Consider the following 18,896-nt stretch of genomic DNA (forward strand, 5'->3'; position numbering starts at 1 on the left):
AACAACCTGTTCGAGGCCGTGCAGGTCTACAAGCTCCAGGGCCTGAACAAGTACCTCATGATCGTCGAGGCGATCGGCTCGACGGGCCGCTACTTCCGCTCGTTCACGGCCACCAGCCTGGGTGGTACGTGGACGCCGCAGGCCGCGTCCCAGAGCAACCCGTTCGCCGGCAAGGTCAACAGCGGTGCCACCTGGACCAACGACATCAGCCACGGTGAGCTGCTGCGCACCAACGCCGACCAGACGATGACCGTTGACGCCTGCAACCTGCAACTGCTCTACCAGGGTCGTTCCCCCAGCTCCGACGGCGTCGACTACGGCCTCCTGCCGTACCGGCCGGGTCTGCTGACCCTGCAGCGCTGACCGGTCTGATCAAGCTCGACTGACCCGGAACGGGCGGGCGCGGGGGCACGCCGCGCCCGCCCGGCTCATGTCAACGCTGCGATCAGCCCAGGATCACCGGATCGGTGTGCCGGTGACACAGGTGAGCACCTGACCCTGACCACGGGTGGCGCTCGACGTGGTCGTTGCGAAACCGTGGGTTTGGAGCAGTGCTTCGGTCGCGGTGACGTTCGCGGTGGCGTGCGCTTCGGTGGGTCGCTCGCCGAAGACGTAGAGCCGTCCTCCCGACGCCAGCAGGCTGCGTATCCGAGCGATCTGCTGCGCCGCGTCGCCCAACCAGAAGAGGCTGACGTTCACCGCGAAGATCTTGGTGAAGCGGCCGGTTGGTAGGTCGGTCGACTCGAACCCTGCTCGCCGGATCTCGGCCCTACCAGCCTCGATGTGGCCCAAGTTCCGTTCGGTAGCGAGCCGCACCATCGTCGCGGCGCGGTCGATGGCGACGATCCGGCCGGTGGTGAGTTGGCCGGCGACCAGGGAGACGGCTGCTCCCCGACCACAGCCGATCTCCAGCACCTGGTCGTCGGGCGTGACGGCCATTGTCTGCACCGCCCAGCGCTGCCGATGGGCGGGCGTCACCCGACTCGGTTCGTCCGCCGCGGGCGTCGTGCCGCCGCTGGACGAACCCGGATCGCGGGTCGAAAGAGTGGACCTCACGACGTCACTCGCCGGTGCCTTCTGCTCACACCTCTGATTCCACCCTGTCAGCGGAGTCGGTGCACCGTGTCCTCGGTCACCGCAGCGGAACGACAGCCGCGACAAGCGATCAGTGCAGGTGATGAAGGTCCGGGGCGGCGGCTCCAGGCGCCGCCACCCCGGACCGGGCAATGCGTCAGGCGATCCGGTAGGCCCGCTGGATCGTCTGGGTGACCGTGTTGCCGGCGGTGTCGGTGGCGGTCAACCGCAGCGAGACGAAACCGGCCCGTCGTGGGTGACTGATCAGCGCGACGTTCCGGATCACCGGGAGGGCGACCCACGTCCAGCCGTCGTCGAACGACGCGGACACGCCGAGCGTGCGGTTCGGCGCTGCCTTTGAACCGGCCTGCCGGTCCAGCGCCACCGGGATCGTCATGATCCGGCCGGTCCGTGCCGTGTTGGTGTCGTCGAGCACGGGCGTCGGGCGGGCCGTGGTCAGAGGCAGCCGCTCCGGCGACGTGGTGTGCGCCGAGGTGAAGGTCCAGGCCACCGAGACCGACGTCGACAGGGTGTCCGGTGCGCCTCGGGTGGCGGTCGCCTCCAGCCGGTAGGTGGCCTTTCCGGCGGGCACCGCGAAGTCGGCCCACGCGCTGTCCGAGGTGCCGATCTCCTTACCGTCGCGCAGCAGGCGGAACCGCACCGGCTGGTCGTCGCGGCTCGCGGGGCGACCGGTCGCGTCGCCGAACAGGGGCACCGACGCGATCGAGATGGTGTCGCCGTCGCGGCCCGCGTACCCCAGGGGTGACAGGGTCGGTGCCTGGGTCACGGAGGGCCCGAAGGGTGCCGCGTTCCAGGTCTGGCTGTACGTACGCCCCGACCTGAAGGTCGAATCCTGCGTCGTGAGGTTGTCCCCCTCGACGAACGTGGACGTCCAGACGATGCCGCCGTCGGTGTTGAAGTACTCGGTGCCCGTGAACGGCAGGTCGACAGGCGTGTTCGACCCGATCGGGCCCGAGCCTCCGGGAGCCGACGCGCGGTGGAAACGGGTGGCCGTCGCCGTAGTGGACTGGCTGCGGTAGGTCGCCCTGACCGTGGCGAGGTTCTTCGGTGACAGCTTCCTGGTCAGGCCGGTGAACATGTCGCCCCTGCCGACGTACGCCAGGTCGTAGGTGTAGGGGCTGTTGCGGAAGGTGCCGTCCCTGCCCGGTCGGGCGAGCCCGACGCCCAGCGTCGAGGTGAACTCGGGTGCCGCGACGGCGGGCCCGAGCCGGCCGAAGAAGACGTCAGTGAGGGAGACTCCGCTGAGTTGGACGCCGGGGTAGCGCATGCCGTCGTCCCAGTTGGCGCTCACGTTGATCGAGATCGGTGCGGCGTCGTGCTGCGGCACTGTCAACGCGACGGGCTTGGCGTTGCGGGCGTCGACCGCCTCGGTGATCGGGCCGCGTACGTCCAGGACCGGCTGCGCGAGCAGTGTCGACACGGCACCCTCGTGGATGGTGCTGTACAACGCGTACCGCCCCTTGGGCAGCCGCAGGACGCCGCCGCCCGGTGTCGCGGGGAGGGTGCTGAACTCGCCGGTGGTCAGGTTCGCCGCCACTGTCGTGTACTCGGTGGCCGGTCTGCCGTCGCGTCCGGTGTGGTTGAGCCGTACGTCGTAGCTCTCGATCTCACGGTTCAACACGAAGGGCGTCCGTACCCGCAGGTCGCCGGCACCGGTCGCGGTCAGCGCGCCCTGGTAGACGCCGTCCGGGGCGTCCACGCGGGTGTCCACCGTGATCGTCGCCTCGGCCCGGCCACCGGCCGGCACCACCAGCGTGGCCGGGCTGACGGTGAGCATGCCGGCCGGTGCCGGCGCGATGGCCAGCGTCAGGGTGACCGGTGCGGTGCCCGTGTTGCGGTAGCCGACGACCTGGGTGATCGGGCTGTCGTCGGCGTGCGGCCAGCGCTGCACCGGAAAGTCGATGGCGGCGATGTCGGCGGCGACCGGCTGGGCGACCGCGCGGGCGATGTCCACCCGGCCGGCGCCCTGCTCGTAGATGGTGTCCTCGCCGGTCGGCTTGGCCGAGTCCATCAGGGCGGCCTTGAGCTGCGGCCCGGTCCAGTCCGGGTGCTGGCCGGCGAGAATCGCGGCGGTGCCGGCGACGTGCGGGGTCGCCATCGACGTACCCGACATGGTGGCGTAGTCGCCGCCGGGGGCGGCGGCCACGATGTCGACGCCCGGAGCGCTGATCTCGGGCTTGATGTGGTTGTCGCCGACGCGCGGGCCCCGGCTGGAGAAGTAGGCCCGCTGGTCGTCGGCGTCCACGGCGGCGACGGCGAGAGCGTCGTCGGCGGAGGCCGGCGAGGAGACCGACTTTGGCTTCCCCTCGTTGCCGGCCGCGACCACGAACAGGGTGCCGTACCGGTGGCTCAGCTCCTGGACCGCCGTCTCCAGCGGGTCGAGGCCGGGTGCGTCGTCGCCGCCCACGCTCAGGTTGACCACCCGGGTCTGCGGCGCGAGCCACTGCATGCCGGTGATGATGTCCGAGTCCTGGCATTCGGTGGTGGCGCAGACCTTGCCGACGAGCAGCTTCGCCCCCGGCGCGACCCCGCGGTACCTCCCGCCGGAGGCGGCGCCGCTGCCGACGATGGTCGATGCCACGTGGGTGCCGTGGCCGACCGAGTCGCCGGGGTCGTTGCCGCCGGTGAAGTCCCGGACCTCGGCGAGGTGGCCGGCGAAGTCGGGGTGGCTGGCGTCGATTCCGGTGTCCAGCACGCCGACGGTGACGCCGGTGCCGTCGAAACCTGCCTGCCACGCCGCCGGGGCACCGATCTGCGGCACGCTGCGATCGAGGGAGACCTTGCGCTTGCCGTCCAGCCAGATGTGGGTGATTCCGGTGGTGAGGGTGCGCGCGGACGGCGTACCACTGGTCAGCGACGTCCAGAGCTTCACCCGGTCGTCAGGGTCCGCGCGGACCGCGAGCGCGTGCGCGGCCGGGAGATCGGCCCGCACCCGGCCGGCACCCCCGGTGGTCGCGGTCCGTGCCCGCGCCGCCATGTTCTCGGGGTACGCGACCAGCAGCGGCAATTCGGCTGCCCGGTCGTCGTAGCCGAACTCGCCGAGCGTGCTGAGGTCGAACAGGCGTCGATCGAGCCGCCCGTCCCGCACCAGCGGCATCGCGTCCACCGGGATGACGTACTGGTGACCGTCCTCCCGGCTGCTCACGAACCGCATGCCGGCCCGACCCGGCCCGCGCTGGATCTGCGGGCGCCCCGCCGCGTCCAGCGACACCCGGTCACCGGTGATCAGGGTGAAGGTTCCATGGGTGCCGGGGGCCGTGGCCGTCGGCGTCTCCTGCGCGTTCGCCGGTTGGGCGATCAGGCCCGCCGCAACCAGCGCGGTCGCGAGTGCGCCGGCTGTCAGGGCGCGTCGTTGCCGTCGTCGCACATCGTCCTCTCCGCCACGGGCGTCTCCCGGGTCGGCACGATGACGCCTGACCAGGTCGTCAGGTTGATCACCCTGGTGTGACAGAGGCCACAATCGCGCCCCGCGCCGACGTGACCGGTCCACCAGTGCGAGTTCCATGCGGCGGTGACCAGGGGACGAGGCAGGGGAGGGCACCGGTCGGATGCGTGACGCCGAAGAGTTCGACGCCCTCTACGCGGCCTGTGCGGGTCGGGTCGTGGGTCACGTGTACGCGCTCACCGGCAATCGCGCCGAGGCCGAGGACGCCGTCGCCGAGGCGTTCATGCGGGCCTGGCAGCGGTGGGCGACGGTGCGGGAGACGGACAGTCCGGAGGCGTGGGTCCGCCGGGTGGCCTCCCGGATCGCGGTGAGCAGTTGGCGCAAGGCGTTCAACCGGGTACGCGCACACCGCCGGGCCGCTGTCGACCAGGGCGTGCCCGGACTGAACGAGGACCACGTCGCGCTGTTGCAGGCGCTGCAACGACTGAGCGCCAACGAGCGCCGGGCCGTCGTGCTGCACCACCTCAACGACCTCAGCGTCGCGGAGGTGGCAGCCGAGATGCAGGCCCCCGTCGGAACCGTGAAGACGTACCTCGCCCGTGGTCGGAGAGCGATGGCCGGGTTGCTGACCGATGCGCACCAGGAGGAGACCTCCCATGGCTGATCCGCGCGACGATCTCACCGCGATCGTGGACGAGGTCCGGCGAGTCACCACCATGCCGGGGGCACAGACGTTGCGGCACCGCAGCGACCGGCGTCGGCGGCGTCGGACGGCCGTCGGCGCAGCGGGGCTGGCCGTGGTGGCCCTCGCCGCCGGCACCGCCCTGGTGCAGGTGCGCGACACCGTCGAGACGCCCGGCGTCGGCCCGGCCACCCAGGCCGCACCGCCGGTGGTCCCGTCCGCGACCGCCTCTGCGGGTCCGCAGGAGATCCTCGGTGGCCGGCGGCAGGTCCAGATCGTGCTGCCCGGCATGCGCGGGGCCACGTTGGCGATCGACCGAGACGGCGATCAGGTCCGGGCCACCACCGACCAGGGCATCGACGATCGGGCACTGTGGGTGCTGCGCCCCGAGGGCGACAGGTACCGGATCCTGCTGGCCGCCGGTGCCGAGCCGATCTGCATGACCGTCGTGCACGACGCCGCGCCGGGCAGCGTACGCGGGCGGGCGTGTGATGCCGCCGCCTCGACGCAGCTCTTCCGGATCGATCAGGTGCCGGACGGCAGCTACTCGGTCTTCCAGGGCAAGCGCTACGTCCAGGTGGTCGACGGCACCAACGCCCTGGTTCCCGACCTGCCTGAGGGCCTGACCACCACGTACGAGTTCCTGGATCGCGGCCCCGCCCCGCGCTGAACCCGTCCGCGCCGACGCGGGGCGAGCGTGGACGGGGCCGGATCGGGGACGGCCAGCCCGGCCGTCAGAGCCAGACCACGAGCCCGGTCAGGTCGTTGAGGACCGCGGCCACGCCCGCCCGGATGGCCGACGCGCACCGGTCCGCGGTGAACGAGTTCGGGTCGTACGTGGAGGACATCCCGAGCCCTTCGCCACGGAACGACGCGCCGTCCCAGTCGACAGCCGTGACGTTGTGGGTGGGCTCGGCGAGTTCCGCGCCGACCACGAGGAACTTCTCGTCCAGGTGGTTCGGGGTGACCAGCGCGAGCCCGTCGATGAGGTCGTTGCCCGCGCTGACGATGAGGTCCGGGCCCATCTCCATCGCCTTGGCGATGCTGGGAACGGTGTCGTGCGCACTGCCGACGACGATGGTCCTCAGGTCGACGTGCTCGTCGTCGGCCCACTCCTCGACCGCCGTCACGAGGGCCTTGGTCGGGTTGTCCGTACCGCTGGTCAGCAGGACGACCCGGTAGTCCTTCGGCGGGTGTACGTCGGCCCACGAGTCGGGCTGCGGGGTGATCGTCGCCTCCGGCGCGGGCTTCGTGGAGGGGTCGACGAAACCCGGGCCGAGAGTGCCGAGGGCGCTGGGCGCTGGACGTGGCTCGGACCAGTCGTCGCTGGAGTTGCAGGCGGAGACCAGCGCGGCGGTCGCGGCCAGCATGGCGACGGCCCGAAGCGGGGGGCGCAAGGTGATCGTCCTCCGGGTGGTGGCGGAAAGTGCGCGTACTTCTTCGTATTCCTATCTCAATTCCGTTCACCGGTAATCGGTGGGCGGTCGTTCGGGGAAGTTGTTCTCCGGCGGTTCGTCGGTGCGCGGGTTGGCGTTCACCCGCGACATGCAACGTGCACTGGCCAACCGAGGGAGTCGAATGTCAGGCCGCATCCGCCGTACCGTTATCGTCGCCGCTGTCGGATTCGCCGCAGCGGTGGTTCCGTTTCTGGGCGCCGAACCGGCGTCCGCGCACGGCTTCTCGTCGACTGTGTACGCGAAAATTGCAGCGGGAGACGAGGGTCACATTCGGACCGGTGTGGAGCTCGAATACGACCTCCTCGTCGTGTCCGCCGCGGATGCCGGCGACGACGACCCGCTCTTCCAGGCGGGAACCGCCGCGTTCGAGACGGGCGACACTGCCGCCCAGGCCGCCGCGCTGAAGGGTCACGCGTCGGCGGTTCTCCGGTACGTGTCCGACCGGTTCGCTGTGACGTCCCGGGGTGCGGACTGCCGGCCTGCCCAGGTGGGTGACGCGACGATCGGCGAGCGCGAGGGCGTGCCGTACGCCGACCTGCTGCTCGACTGGACCTGCCCGGAGCGGGTCGACGAGCACGTGGTCCGCAGCGACCTCTTCCCGGATGGTGAGGGCTACGTCAAGGGCACCAAGACGATCGTCACGTACGAGATCGACGGCCGCTCGGGCAGTGCCGCGCTCGACGCCGCCAACCCGTCCTTCTCGACGGCGCAGACCTGGTACGAGCGGTTCGGCGAGTTCTTCCTCCTGGGCGCCGAGCATCTGCTGACCGGGATCGACCACATCCTGTTCCTGCTGGCGCTGATCGCCGGGTCTCGGCGGCTTCGGGAGATCGTGCTCGCGGCCACCAGCTTCACGCTGGCGCACTCGGTGACGTTCATGCTCGCCGCGCTCGGCCTGGTCGAGGTGCCGGCGGTGATCGTGGAGCCGATCATCGCGCTGTCGATCGCCGTCGTCGCTGGTTGGCATCTGTGGGGGATCTGGCGGCGTGGTGAGCACGCGGCTGACCTGGAGACGGCCGGGCGCGGTCACTTCAGCCTGGATCGGGCCGGTTGGATCCGCCTCGGCGTGGTGTTCTGCTTCGGTCTCGTGCACGGCCTCGGCTTCGCGGGCGCCCTGGGTATCGACGAGGCGTGGTCGTGGACCCTGTTGTGGTCGCTGCTGGTGTTCAACGTCGGCATCGAGGTCGTTCAGTTGACAATTATCGCTGTCGTCTTCCCGCTGCTGTTCGTGCTGCGCCGTCGTGCGCCGAAAGCCGGCCTCTGGGCGACCGGGGTCGTTTCTGCGGGCGTGTCCATTATGGGGCTGATCTGGTTTGTACAGCGCGTTTCTGGATCATGAGCAGGGCTAAGTAGTTCGTGAAGTGCAGTCTTTCGCAAGATCACGTTCATGATCGGTTCATCGGGCGGCGAAAGCGTGGAATTGCTTCCCCAGCGTCGGGTGAAGGCACAATCCATTTCTCTATTTGAAAAGGGAACAATGTCGATGACATTGAGCACCTCGACACGGGCCTCCGCGCTCGTGCGGCGGCGCCTGGTCGCCGGGGTCGCAGCCGGGTTCCTCGGTCTGGGCGCGGCCCTCGGCAGTGGCCTGATGGCCACCGCGAGCGCGGCCGAGTCCACCACGATCAGCAGCGTGATCCTCGGCGTCGGCGCCAACGAGACCCAGCGCATCGTGACCTGGTACTCCTCCGCCGACACCGCGCAGAAGATCCAGCTCGCCCCGACCGCCGAAATCGTCAACGGCGAGTTCCCGGCCGGCGCGGTCAGCTTCGACGCCGTCGGCGCGGCGAACACCTCCACCACCGGGTTCAACCGGCACGCCACGATCAGCAACCTGCGCGAGAAGACGGCGTACTCGTACCGGGTCGGCGCCGAGGGCAGCTGGTCCCCGACGTACGCCTTCAAGACGCAGGACTTCGAGGGCGACTACGACTTCCTGTTCTTCGGTGACCCGCAGATCGGCTCGTCCGGCGACCGGCTCAAGGACCAGGCCGGCTGGGAGGACACCCTGAAGGTCGCCACCGCGGCCAACCCGAACGCGGAACTGCTGGTCTCCGGCGGCGACCACGTCGAGTCCGCCAACGACGAGGGTCAGTGGACCTCGTTCATGGCCCCCGACCAGCTGCGTCAGTACCCAGTGGTCGCCACCATCGGTAACCACGACGTCGGCGGCAAGTCCTACGAGCAGCACCACTTCACCCCGAACACCGACCGCACGGCCCCGTACTACGACAACGGGAACCCGGCGGGCACCAAGTCCGGTGGTGACTACTGGTTCGTCTACAAGGACGTGCTGTTCATCGACATCAACAGCAACAGCTACAAGCTGCCGACCGACGGCAGCAACGCCGGCGACGCCGCGCACGTCTCGTACATCACCGACGTGGTGAACAAGCACGGCTCCGAGGCCAAGTGGAAGGTGCTGGTCTACCACCACTCCATCTACTCGCCGGCCAGCCACGCGACCGACACCGACAACAAGCAGCGCCGGGAAGACTTCACCACCGCCTTCTCGAACCTCGGCATCGACATGGTGCTCCAGGGTCACGACCACAGCTACTCGCGCAGCTACTCCATCAAGAACGGCCAGAAGGAGAACCCGGCCGAGAAGCCGGGTGCCGCCGATGTCTTCCCCGGCCCGGGCGGCGTCATCTACGTGACCGCCAACTCGGCCTCCGGCTCGAAGTACTACGACATCAAGAAGCCGGACGCCACCGGCACCGGCATCAAGGGCAACGGCCCGGACCCGCTGGACCCGAACAAGTACTGGTACAACTCGGTGCAGAACCAGGAGCACGTCCGCAGCTACGTCAAGGTGCAGGTGCGCGGCGACAAGCTGGTCCTGGCGAACGTGCGCAGCGGCACCTGCGCGGCACCGAACGCGTCGGTCGAGGCCGGCCTCTCCTGCGTCAACACCCCGGAGGGCCAGCCGGTCGGCTCGATCGTCGACAACGTGACGGTGCACCCGTTCCACGGTGACGGTCAGGCCATCCAGGTCAACGTGCCGAACCCGGCCCCGGGCGAGTTCGGCTGGACGATCGACGGCTACAACGGTCTGGTCGACCTGGGCACCGCGCAGGAGCGCAACGGCACCTACTTCCAGGCCAACGGCAAGATCAACCCGATCCTCGTGTCGGACAGCCGCCGGTCGCTCGCCCCGTGGTCGATCTCGGCCAACGTCGGCGACTTCTCCGACGCCGACAAGACGTTCTCCGGCTCCTACCTCGGCTGGAACCCGTACGTGCTCGACGCCGGCGCGGGTGCCGAGGCCGGCGCCCCGGTCCTGTCGTCGCTCGACGACCAGGGCAAGGGCCTCTCGGTCTCCAGCGCGCTCGCCGCGGCCGCGCAGGGTCACCCGCGTGGCGGCGCCAAGCTCGGCGCTGACCTGGATCTGAAGATCCCGGACAGCATCGCGAAGGGCAGCTACCGCACCACCCTCACGATCACTGCGCTGAGCAGCTGACCGAACGGATCCATGCGGCGGGGTAGGCACCTTCGGGGCCTACCCCGCCACCCATTGCACCCCTCCCAAGATCACCTCAAGGAACTGACATGTACCCGCCCGTAACGCGCTGGAAGACACGCTTCCGTACGACAGCACTGTCCCTGCTCGCCGTCGTCGCGGCCGTCGGTGTCGGTGCCGGTCCCGCCCTGGCGGCGGACGGTAACGTCGCCTGGACTGTCCGGACGGCCTCCAACGGCTACGGCGAGGCCAGGTCCAGCTACAGCTACAACGTCAACCCGGGCGGTGCCGTCGAGGACGCCATGGTCGTGGCCAACCGCGGCCCGGCGCCGCTCACCCTCACCGTGTACGCGGCCGACGGCTTCACCACCGACGCCGGCCAGCTCGACCTGCTCACCAGGGACAAGAAGTCGATCGCGATCGGCGCCTGGGTGAAGCCGAACGCCGGCAGCGTCGTGATCCAGCCCGGAAAGACCGCCCAGGTCCCCTTCACTGTCGACGTCCCGCAGAACGCCACGCCCGGGGACTACGTCGGCGGCATCCTCACGACGCTGACCCAGGCCGACCAGGCTGAGGGGATCAACGTCGACCGGCGCCTCGGCATCCGGATCAAGTTGCGGGTGGGCGGCGAGCTGAAGCCGAACCTCGCGATCGAGAACCTCCAGGTCACGTACGCCGGACCGACCAACCCGTTCAGCAAGGGTGACGCCACCATCACCTACCAGGTCCACAACGTCGGCAACGCGGCCCTGTCCGGGAAGCAGGCGGTTACCGTCTCGGGCCCGTTCGGCCTGCTGCGGGTGCGGGCCGAGGATGTCGCCGCGCCGCCGGAGCTGCTTCCGGGTGAGAGCTGGGACGTGTCGGTGCCCGTACACGGGGTGGCTCCCGCCATCTCGCTGGCCGCTACAGCGACAGTGACACCCCTGCTCACCGACGCCTCGGGCTCCACCACCTCGCTCAAGCCGGTCCAGGTCACCGCGCACGGCTGGGCCCTGCCCTGGATGCTGGTGCTGGTGCTCGTCGTGCTGATCGCGGTGCTCGTCGGGGCGTACCTGTACCGACGCCGCAACCGGGCGCGGAGCAAGGCGCGCGAGGACGCCCGCGTACGCGACGCCGTCGAGCAGGCGCTTCGAGGCCCGGAGCCGCAGACCTCCTGATCACGGCACGGGTCACCTCGGCTGGCGTCGGCCGGCGGCGGTTCTCGCCCGCTGGCCGGGGCGTGGGCGTTCGTCCTTGTGGGTGAACGGCGCTCAGCTCCGGGCCACGCCTGTTCCCCAGCCGGCATGCTGCGACGGTGACGCCGCCACGGAGAGGGAATCCACATGGTTGACGGGGATCTGCCAGAGCGGATGCAGGCAGCGGCCTTCGACGAGTTCGGCGGGCCGGAGGTGATCACCCTGCGGAAGCTGCCGATCCCGCAGGTCGCCGACGACGAGGTGCTGATCAAGGTCTTGAGCGCCGGTGTCGGGGTGTGGGACGCGTACGAGCGGCAAGGCATGCTGGTGCCGGAGGGCTCGGCGCTCCCGATCGTGCCCGGCTCCGACGGCGCCGGAACCGTCGTCGCGGCCGGCAGCAAGGTGACCGGCCTGGCTGCGGGCGACCTGGTCTACGTCTCCGCCACCACGCGGCCGAAGGGCGGCCTCTACGCCGAGTACGCGTCGGTCAAGGCGGAGTACGTGGCGAAGGTGCCCGACGGCGTGCCCGCCCAGCACGCGGGTGCCATGCCCACCGACGCGCTGACCGCGCTGGCCGGACTCGACGCGATCAGCCTGTCGGCCGGTGACTGGCTGCTGATCTTCGGTGCGAGCGGCGGTCAGGGCCACCTGGCAGTGCAGTTGGCGAAGCGGCAGGGGCTGAACGTGATCGCTGTGGCGTCCGGGGCGGACGGCGTCGCGCTGGTCACCCGGCTCGGCGCCGACGTGTCCCTCGACGGCCACGGCGACATGACCGACGTGCTGGCCCGGATCCGGGACGCCGCCCCGGGCGGGGTGAACGCCATCCTGGCGATGGCCGGCGGCGCGACGCTGGACCAGCTCACCGAGGCGCTGGCCGACGGCGGGGTGATCGCGTTCGCCCACGGGGTGCGGCCGGAGCCGCAGGAACGGCCGGGCGTCATGGTCCGCGCGTACGACGGCGAATCGAGCCCTCGACAGTTGCAGCGCCTCAACGAACTCATCGAGGCGGGGCCGTTCGTGGTGCACGTCGCGGAGAAGTTCCCGCTGGGCAAGGTGCGCGACGCGCACCAGCGCCTACAGACGTCGTACGCCGGCAAGCTCCTGCTGACGGTGGCCTGAGGCGTCAGGGCGTGCGCTGTTGCGGCACGCGTACCGAAGCCATGCCGGCCGCCGTCGCGGCCTGGATGCCCAGGTCGGTGTCCTCGAAGACCAGGCAGGACTCCGGGGGTACGCCGAGCTGCTCCGCCGCGAGCAGGAACGCCTCCGGGTCGGGCTTGGCCCGGGTGTAGTCGTCGGCGCAGACCAGCACGTCGAACCGGTCCAGCAGACCGAGCGCGTCCAGGGAGGCGGTGACCGACGCGCGGGTGCTGCCGGAGACGACGGCGAACGGGACCCGCCGGTGCGCGTCGTGGATGTGCGCCAGCACCTCGGGCACGGCGGCGAGCTGCGGCAGCAACTCCTGGTAGTAGCTCTCCCGGCGCTCGACGACGGCCTCCACCGGCATGCTGAGACCCTGCTGCTCGTTCAGAGCGACGATGATGTCCGCGGTGGGCCGCCCACCCCAGGCGTAGAAGAGGTCCTCGGGGAACTCGCAGCCCCACTCCTCAAGGGCCCGCTGCCAGGCCAGGTAGTGCAGCGGCATCGAGTCGACGATGGTGCCGTCGCAGTCGAACAGGTACGCGGCGAACGGCCCGGGGGGCAGAGGCAGACTCACCCGGGAAGGGTACAGCTCACTCGTTCGTGACGGCTCTCAGCTGGCTGAGCAGGTACGCGCGCTCCGGTTCGGTGCCGACCAGCGTCAACGCGCTGCGGTACGCGGCCGCGGCCTCGTCGTACCGGCCGAGCCGGCGCAGCAGGTCGGCCCGCGCCGCCGGATAGGGGTGGTAGCCGCGCAGCCGAGGCTCGTCGGCCAACTCGTCGAGCAGCGCGAGCCCCGCCGCCGGCCCGTCCCGCATGGCGACCGCGGCGGCCCGGTTGAGCGCCACGATCGGTGAGGGCACCAGGCCGAGCAACACGTCGTAGAGGGCCACCACCTGCGGCCAGTCGGTGCTGGCCACGTCGGCGGCCTCGTCGTGCAGCGCGGCGATGGCGGCCTGGACGCCGTACGGGCCGGGCGCTCGGCCGGTCAGCGCGACCACCACCAGGCCCTGCCCCTCCTCGATCATCTGACCGTCCCAGCGTCCACGGTCCTGGTCATCGAGAAGGATCATGGTGCCGTCCGGTCCGGTACGCGCGTCCCGGCGGGCGTGGACCAGCAGCATCAGACCGAGCAGCCCGGCGACCTCCCGTTCGGCCGGCAGCAGCCGACGCAGGATCCGGCCCAGCCGGATGGCCTCCTCGGCCAGGTCGATCCGTTGCAGATCCGGGCCGGAGCTGGCCGCGTACCCCTCGGTGAAGACCGAGTAGACGGCCTGGAGCACCGTGGGCAGACGACCGGGCAGCTCGTCGGGCCCCGGCACCCGGAACGGGATGCGCGCGTCGCGGATCTTCCGTTTGGCGCGGACGAGTCGTTGGGCCATGGTGGCCGGCGGCACCAGAAAGGCCCGCGCGACCTCGGTGGTCGTGAGGCCGGCCAGGAACCGCAGGGTGAGCGCGCCGCGATCCTGCGCGGCCAGCGCCGGGTGCGCACAGGTGAAGAAGAGCGCCAACCGGTCGTCGGGCAGGTCGCGGTCCGCGTCGGCGGGCGGCGCGGGATCGGCCCGCTCGGCCTCCGCCTGGAGTACGGCGAGCCGGGTCGCCAGCACCCGGTCGCGACGCAGCCGGTCCACCGCCCGACGCCGTGCCGTGGTGAGCAGCCACGCGCCCGGCCGGCTCGGGACGCCGTCGGTCGGCCAGTGCGTCAGCGCCGCCTCGATGGCCTCGGAGGTGACCTCCTCGGCCAGGTCGAGGTCACCGAAGCGGCGCACGAGCGAGGCGAGCAGCCGGCCGCGTTCCTCCCGGAACACCGCCTCCACCGACGACCCGACGGCTGCCCCCTCACCCGGCACCGTCACACCTGCATGTCGATCTCGAAGATCGGACGGACCTGGACCGATCCGGTGCCGACGGCTCCGGGACTCCGGGCCGCCCACTCCAGCGCGGCGTCGAGGTCCGGCACGTCGATGACGTCGTACCCGCCGAGCAGCTCTCGGGTCTCGGCGAACGGCCCGTCGGTGATCGTGCGCTCGCCGTCCGGCTTGACCTGCACTGTGGTGCAGGTGGTCAGGTCCTGCAGGGGATGCCCGGAGACCCAGACCCCGGCGTCCTTCATCTCCCGGTCGTAGCGGATCCAGTCCTCGAAGCTGCACCCGTTGTCGACGACCTCCCCGTCAACCATGGGGCTCATGAACAGCAGCATGTACTTCACGTTTCGGCTCCTCTCGGTGCGGCGGGTCGCCGTACAGCATGACGACGAACGTGGGACGGGGATATCGACACGGCGCATCAGCTTTTTCGTGCGCGTTCGTCGCGACGGTCCATCCGACGCTCGAACCAGGTCACCGCGATCAGGAAGGCGGTGAGCAGGGCGAGTGCCGCGAGTGGCGGGAGGGAGCGGCCGATCGGCAGCAGGGCCAGCGGCAGCAGCGCGGCGACGACCTGCGGCGGGTACACCACGCCAACGGTCAGCCGGCGGAAGACCAACCTGCTGAGCAGGTAGAGGGCAGCACCGCCGTAGAGCGCGGTCGCGGCCTCCCAGCCGAGCCGGCCGGGGTGCGCGGACTCCTCGGTGAGCTGGGCGATCACCTCCTCGATGCCGAGCGCGACGTAGATGGCGCCGATGATCAGCGTGGAGTGCCCGAGGCCGTACGCGTCGCCGGCGACGCGGGCCCGTCGCTCATCCGGCACGGTGCCGACCGCCTCCCGGGCGGCGGACGCCAGCCGATCGAAGTAGAGCCACCACAGGCAGACCGTGCTGGTGAGGCCGAGCAGAGCAGCCAGTAGGGCGGAGCCGACCGGTGCCATCGCCCTCGGGCCTGCTCCGGCGGAGATCAGTGACTCACCCAGCGCGATGATGAGCACCAGACCGAACCGTTCGCTGAAGTGGTCCACGCTGCGCAGTTGCCACGGCCGGAAGGTGGACGCGAGCCGGGCACCCCCGATGTTCAGCAGGAACGCGACCGTCCAGAGCGCGGTCTGGGCCGCACCGCCGAGCAGGGCGCCGACGATCAGCGGTATCCAGCCCAGCACCACGGGCACGGCGAAGAACCGCAGCGTCGAGCGCAGTGGAGGGTTCGTCGCGCTCGCCAGGAATATGATCACGAGCTGCATGGCCCGGCCGAGCACGTAGGCCAGGGCGAGCGTCAGCGGCGCGTCGAACAGCTCCGGACTCTGCTGCCACGCGTCCGGCAACACCAGCGCGGCCACGAAGATCGCCGCCATCGCGACGAGGGTGAGGGCCCGCACCGGACCGACGTCCGGTCGGACCAGATTCCCCACCCAGATGTACGGCGACCAGGAGTAGATCAGCAGCAGCAGGAGGAGCAGCCCCTGGGCCAGGGTGAGCGCGCTCGGTGAGGACGCCATGAAAGTGATGGCCCGGGTGAGCGCGAAGACGAAGACCAGGTCGAAGAAGACCTCGAACATCGTGGTCCGGTGCGTCAGCCCCGCCGGCACCGGACGAATGTCAAGAATCCTCCTCACCCTCGCATTCTGCGCCCTGGACCTGGCTGACGCCCGGATCCGCTGAGACCCCGATGGTGTCGCAGCGGACCCGGCGCCCGGCGCCACGCCGCCTACCGAACGCCCCGGTCTCAGGTCGAGGCGTCCGTCCGGCGTCGGCTCCGCTCAGCTCGCCGCCGCACCTGCTGGTACGCGCCGGTCAGCCCCATCGCCCGGCGTACCTCGAGCACCGTCTGGCGTACCTCCCGGCGGGTCCGTTCCGTACCCTCGACGATCAGTCGGTCGACCAGGCCCCGGTCGGCTTCGATCTCGGCCCGCCGCTGCCGGATCGGCGCCAGGAACCCCTCCAGCGCGACGATCAGCCGTTCCTTGACCTCCACGTCGCCCACCCGCCCGGCCCGGTAACGCCGGGCCAGGTCGGCCACCTCGTCGCGGTCCGGATTGAAAACCTCGTGGTACGCGAAGACCGGGTTCCCTTCCACAGTGCCCGGCACGTCGGCCCGCACCCGGTTCGGGTCGGTGTACATGCCGAGCACCTTGCGACGCACCGTCGCCGCGTCGTCGGAGAGCGCGATCGAGTTGCCCCGGCTTTTACTCATCTTGGCGGCGCCATCGGTCCCCACCAGGCTCGGTGTGTCCGCCGGGATCAACTCGGGCACCGGGAAGACGGGGCCGTACAGGTGGTTGAACCGCCGGGCGATCTCCCTGGTCACCTCGACGTGTGCGGCGTTGTCCCGGCCGACCGGAACCACCTCCCCCTTCACGCAGAGGATGTCCGCGGCCTGGAGCACCGGATAACCCAGCAGCCCGTACGGCATCTCCTCCTTGCCGGCGTCGCGGGCCATGTCCTTGAGCGAGGGCACCCGTTCCAGCCGGGGGACTGTCACCAGGTTCTGGAGGAGGGTGTTGAGGTCGCCGACCTCGGGGATGGCCGACTGGAGGTAGAAGGTGGCCCGGTCCGGGTCGACGCCGGCGGCGAGGATGTCGGTCACCATCTCGCGGGCGTTGCCGGCGACCTGGTCGATGTCCTCGCGGCGGTTGCGGGTGGTGAGCATGTGCAGGTCGGCGATGATGAAGAAACTCTCGTAGCGCCGGTGCAGCCGTACCCGGTTGGCGATGCTGCCGACGTAGTGGCCGAGGTGCAGGCGGCCGGTGGGCCGGTCCCCGGTGAGCATTCGTGCGACGGACATGGTGGTGCCTCTCGTCTCCGAAGGTGGGTCACGCGTGGGCGCGCGCCGAGCAGGGCTGGCTCAGCCCTGCTCGGTCAGCGGGATCGACTCAGCGAGTCGCCCGCCATCGCGCGCCGGCGCGAAACCGCAGACCACCGGCACGGAGGACGTTCAGAAGTTGCTCACGGCCATCGCCGGAGCTGGTCGGGATCTCGGACACGGCACCTAGGGAGCGGCCGTCGACCAGGTCGACCGCCTCGGATGCGCAGTTGCCCGTCCGGACCACGGCCTCAGATTACCCGCGGGATGGCGCCGGGAGGCGGAAGGTAGCTGTCGGCGTAGTAGGCGCCGACGCGTTCCCGGTATTCCTCGTCGGCCGCTGCCGGATCGAACGGTGGCGCGTCCTTGATCTGCTGGCGGGTCCGGTCGACGTGCACGACGCGCTCCTGGTGATCCACCCGGTCCACCGTTCCGGCCGGCAGCAGCACCTTCTGGCCGAAGATCCACGGCCCGGTGTCCACCACCAGGTGCCCGGCGTCCGCCTCGTCGCTCGTCTCGTCGATGGTGCCGATGCGCCCGTCGCTCGCCTGTACCTGATAGCCCACCAGGTCGACGGGCGTACCCGGGCCGGGGGCGTCCGGGCCGTCGTGTCCACCCTCCTGACCCTCCGGAGGGGTGACCGAGGGGGTGGTCTGCGTGTACCCGCCGGCCAGGGCGGACGGATCACGCCAGGCCCAGGGGTTGAAGATCGAGGTTTGCATGGGGCACCTCCGAAGGACGGTCCTCAGCTGTCCCCCTTCGCAGTGCCCATCCCGCTGACGCCGGAAACAGCCGGTACTCAACGCGGGGGGTGCTCCTGCCCAGGTGCGGCAGAGCGCCTGCGTCCGCGTCCGCGTGGCCGGCCCGCTTAGCAGGTGCGCTGGCATACTCGGCTGCCATGGTGCTGTCGCGAGGGTGGAGTCTCTTCCTGGTCGGAGTCGGCGTCTGGACCTGGGTGATCTGGCCGAGGTTCGCGGTGGCCATCTGGCAGGACCCGCGGTCCTGGGCGTCCGGCACGGTGGCCGAGGGTGCGGCCACCAGCTTCCTGTGGGTGCACGCGCTGCTGATCGCCGCATCCCTGGCTATCGGCACCACCGCTGGCGTTCTCGGCGTCCGGGCCTGGCTCGCCGATCGGCGGCGGCAGCCGTCCTGATCGCCGCCACCCGGCAGCCGTCCTGATCGCTGCTGCTCCTGCGAATCAGGCCGCGCGACGCCCCCACTACGGGTGGTCGCCGAGCCCCGGTTTCTGCGGAGTGCGCCTGACCTGGGAAAACTCCTCAGGCGACCGAATGTGACGCGCGCCGCTACCCGTGGATTTGACGATCAAACCCGCAGACGCGTAACTTTCTCTCTGCCAGCGCGGAACGGGGCAAACGGGACGAAAGTCCTAGAGCGCCGAAACGGGATGGCAACCGGGTCAAGCAGGGGTTCGCTCCTGCGAGACGCGGTCCGGGCGGGGCTCGCCGGATCGGCCGCGAGGCGGATTTGGTGCGGCGAAGCCGACCGGGTAAGGTTCACGACCGGCAGGGAACCGGGCGAGACTGCGGGAAACCGCAGCGGCCGGTCTGCCGAATCCGACGACCTGACGCAGCGGTTCGCTGCTGCGTGAGTGCGCCGGCGCTGACCCGTACGAAGCATGACAGACCGGGACACACGGTTTGACACGGCGAAGACGGTGAGGTAACGTAGTAAAAGTGCCCGGCGCGAGAGCGGCGGGGACACGGTACGAAAAGCCCCGGTTGGGGTTCCACTGAGGTGGGGCTTCTGGTCGGTGTGTGGTTGTTCTTTGAGAACTCAACAGGGTGCTTGTAAAGCCAGTGCCAATTATGATT

17 protein-coding genes are annotated in these 18,896 nt (G+C 70.3%); 8 read left to right on the forward strand and 9 right to left on the reverse strand.

Annotated elements, in window-relative coordinates; genetic code table 11:
- A partial coding sequence (locus ACLQ3F_RS31410; RefSeq protein WP_425853299.1) for a non-reducing end alpha-L-arabinofuranosidase family hydrolase occupies nucleotides 1–363 on the forward strand: 363 nt, incomplete at its 5' end.
- 93 nt (nucleotides 364–456) lie between these two features.
- Here ACLQ3F_RS31410 and ACLQ3F_RS31415 read toward each other — a convergent pair.
- Nucleotides 457–939, reverse strand: a complete 483-nt coding sequence (locus ACLQ3F_RS31415; RefSeq protein WP_425853301.1) for a class I SAM-dependent methyltransferase — start codon at nucleotides 937–939, stop codon at nucleotides 457–459.
- A 292-nt stretch (nucleotides 940–1,231) separates the two neighbouring features.
- Complete coding sequence (locus ACLQ3F_RS31420) at nucleotides 1,232–4,462, reverse strand: S8 family peptidase (protein ID WP_425853303.1); 3,231 nt, start codon at nucleotides 4,460–4,462, stop codon at nucleotides 1,232–1,234.
- A 181-nt stretch (nucleotides 4,463–4,643) separates the two neighbouring features.
- On the opposite strand from ACLQ3F_RS31420, the gene ACLQ3F_RS31425 reads away from it, so the two are divergent.
- Complete coding sequence (locus ACLQ3F_RS31425; protein ID WP_091396991.1) at nucleotides 4,644–5,144, forward strand: sigma-70 family RNA polymerase sigma factor; 501 nt, start codon at nucleotides 4,644–4,646, stop codon at nucleotides 5,142–5,144.
- A complete protein-coding gene (locus ACLQ3F_RS31430; protein WP_425853305.1) occupies nucleotides 5,137–5,832 on the forward strand; it encodes a hypothetical protein in 696 nt (231 codons plus the stop codon). Before ACLQ3F_RS31425 ends, ACLQ3F_RS31430 begins: the two co-directional genes overlap by 8 nt.
- A gap of 64 nt (nucleotides 5,833–5,896) precedes the next feature.
- Here ACLQ3F_RS31430 and ACLQ3F_RS31435 read toward each other — a convergent pair whose 3' ends face one another.
- Nucleotides 5,897–6,559 carry a hypothetical protein gene (locus ACLQ3F_RS31435; protein WP_425853307.1) on the reverse strand — a complete coding sequence of 221 codons (663 nt, stop codon included), beginning with the start codon at nucleotides 6,557–6,559 and terminating at the stop codon, nucleotides 5,897–5,899.
- A 340-nt stretch (nucleotides 6,560–6,899) separates the two neighbouring features.
- On the opposite strand from ACLQ3F_RS31435, the gene ACLQ3F_RS31440 reads away from it, so the two are divergent.
- From ACLQ3F_RS31440 to ACLQ3F_RS31455, 4 genes are all read left to right on the forward strand, one after another.
- Nucleotides 6,900–7,958, forward strand: coding sequence for a HupE/UreJ family protein (locus ACLQ3F_RS31440; protein WP_425853309.1), 1,059 nt, complete (start codon nucleotides 6,900–6,902; stop codon nucleotides 7,956–7,958).
- Nucleotides 7,959–8,102: 144 nt separating this feature from the next.
- Nucleotides 8,103–10,082: a fibronectin type III domain-containing protein gene (locus ACLQ3F_RS31445; protein ID WP_425853311.1), complete on the forward strand. Its 1,980-nt coding sequence runs from the start codon at nucleotides 8,103–8,105 to the stop codon at nucleotides 10,080–10,082.
- Nucleotides 10,083–10,171: 89 nt separating this feature from the next.
- The gene (locus ACLQ3F_RS31450) at nucleotides 10,172–11,239 is read left to right on the forward strand and encodes a WxL protein peptidoglycan domain-containing protein (RefSeq protein WP_425853313.1); all 1,068 of its coding nucleotides are present in this window, start codon (nucleotides 10,172–10,174) and stop codon (nucleotides 11,237–11,239) included.
- Nucleotides 11,240–11,404: 165 nt separating this feature from the next.
- The gene (locus ACLQ3F_RS31455; protein WP_425853315.1) at nucleotides 11,405–12,376 is read left to right on the forward strand and encodes a quinone oxidoreductase family protein; all 972 of its coding nucleotides are present in this window, start codon (nucleotides 11,405–11,407) and stop codon (nucleotides 12,374–12,376) included.
- A gap of 4 nt (nucleotides 12,377–12,380) precedes the next feature.
- Here ACLQ3F_RS31455 and ACLQ3F_RS31460 read toward each other — a convergent pair whose 3' ends face one another.
- The 6 genes from ACLQ3F_RS31460 to ACLQ3F_RS31485 all read right to left on the reverse strand — a co-directional run bounded on the left by ACLQ3F_RS31460 (nucleotide 12,381) and on the right by ACLQ3F_RS31485 (nucleotide 17,786).
- The gene (locus ACLQ3F_RS31460) at nucleotides 12,381–12,971 is read right to left on the reverse strand and encodes an HAD family hydrolase (RefSeq protein WP_425853317.1); all 591 of its coding nucleotides are present in this window, start codon (nucleotides 12,969–12,971) and stop codon (nucleotides 12,381–12,383) included.
- A gap of 16 nt (nucleotides 12,972–12,987) precedes the next feature.
- Nucleotides 12,988–14,244 (reverse strand): RNA polymerase sigma factor, encoded by a 1,257-nt coding sequence (locus ACLQ3F_RS31465; RefSeq protein WP_357207286.1) that lies wholly within the window; start codon nucleotides 14,242–14,244, stop codon nucleotides 12,988–12,990.
- A gap of 2 nt (nucleotides 14,245–14,246) precedes the next feature.
- Nucleotides 14,247–14,594 carry a YciI family protein gene (locus tag ACLQ3F_RS31470; RefSeq protein ID WP_357207299.1) on the reverse strand — a complete coding sequence of 116 codons (348 nt, stop codon included), beginning with the start codon at nucleotides 14,592–14,594 and terminating at the stop codon, nucleotides 14,247–14,249.
- Between the two features lie 86 nt (nucleotides 14,595–14,680).
- Nucleotides 14,681–15,877: a low temperature requirement protein A gene (locus tag ACLQ3F_RS31475; protein ID WP_425853320.1), complete on the reverse strand. Its 1,197-nt coding sequence runs from the start codon at nucleotides 15,875–15,877 to the stop codon at nucleotides 14,681–14,683.
- Nucleotides 15,878–15,987: 110 nt separating this feature from the next.
- Nucleotides 15,988–17,046: a tryptophan--tRNA ligase gene (gene trpS, locus ACLQ3F_RS31480; RefSeq protein WP_425853322.1), complete on the reverse strand. Its 1,059-nt coding sequence runs from the start codon at nucleotides 17,044–17,046 to the stop codon at nucleotides 15,988–15,990.
- A 269-nt stretch (nucleotides 17,047–17,315) separates the two neighbouring features.
- A complete protein-coding gene (locus ACLQ3F_RS31485; protein WP_425853324.1) occupies nucleotides 17,316–17,786 on the reverse strand; it encodes a PRC-barrel domain-containing protein in 471 nt (156 codons plus the stop codon).
- A 176-nt stretch (nucleotides 17,787–17,962) separates the two neighbouring features.
- On the opposite strand from ACLQ3F_RS31485, the gene ACLQ3F_RS31490 reads away from it, so the two are divergent.
- Nucleotides 17,963–18,217, forward strand: a complete 255-nt coding sequence (locus tag ACLQ3F_RS31490) for an SCO4848 family membrane protein (protein ID WP_425853326.1) — start codon at nucleotides 17,963–17,965, stop codon at nucleotides 18,215–18,217.
- Nucleotides 18,218–18,896 lie beyond the last annotated feature (679 nt).

The organism is Micromonospora sp. DT15 (genome assembly GCF_049841475.1).
Classification (GTDB): domain Bacteria; phylum Actinomycetota; class Actinomycetes; order Mycobacteriales; family Micromonosporaceae; genus Micromonospora.

Excerpts from the sequence above, each read along its gene's own strand:
- ACLQ3F_RS31490 (WP_425853326.1), top strand. The coding sequence starts at position 17,963 with ATGGTGCTGTCGCGAGGGTGGAGTCTCTTCCTGGTCGGAGTCGGCGTC.
- ACLQ3F_RS31425 (WP_091396991.1), top strand. The coding sequence starts at position 4,644 with ATGCGTGACGCCGAAGAGTTCGACGCCCTCTACGCGGCCTGTGCGGGT.
- ACLQ3F_RS31485 (WP_425853324.1), bottom strand. The coding sequence starts at position 17,786 with ATGCAAACCTCGATCTTCAACCCCTGGGCCTGGCGTGATCCGTCCGCC.
- ACLQ3F_RS31450 (WP_425853313.1), top strand. The coding sequence starts at position 10,172 with ATGTACCCGCCCGTAACGCGCTGGAAGACACGCTTCCGTACGACAGCA.
- ACLQ3F_RS31415 (WP_425853301.1), bottom strand. The coding sequence starts at position 939 with ATGGCCGTCACGCCCGACGACCAGGTGCTGGAGATCGGCTGTGGTCGG.
- trpS (WP_425853322.1), bottom strand. The coding sequence starts at position 17,046 with ATGTCCGTCGCACGAATGCTCACCGGGGACCGGCCCACCGGCCGCCTG.
- ACLQ3F_RS31470 (WP_357207299.1), bottom strand. The coding sequence starts at position 14,594 with ATGCTGCTGTTCATGAGCCCCATGGTTGACGGGGAGGTCGTCGACAAC.
- ACLQ3F_RS31445 (WP_425853311.1), top strand. The coding sequence starts at position 8,103 with ATGACATTGAGCACCTCGACACGGGCCTCCGCGCTCGTGCGGCGGCGC.
- ACLQ3F_RS31430 (WP_425853305.1), top strand. The coding sequence starts at position 5,137 with ATGGCTGATCCGCGCGACGATCTCACCGCGATCGTGGACGAGGTCCGG.
- ACLQ3F_RS31455 (WP_425853315.1), top strand. The coding sequence starts at position 11,405 with ATGGTTGACGGGGATCTGCCAGAGCGGATGCAGGCAGCGGCCTTCGAC.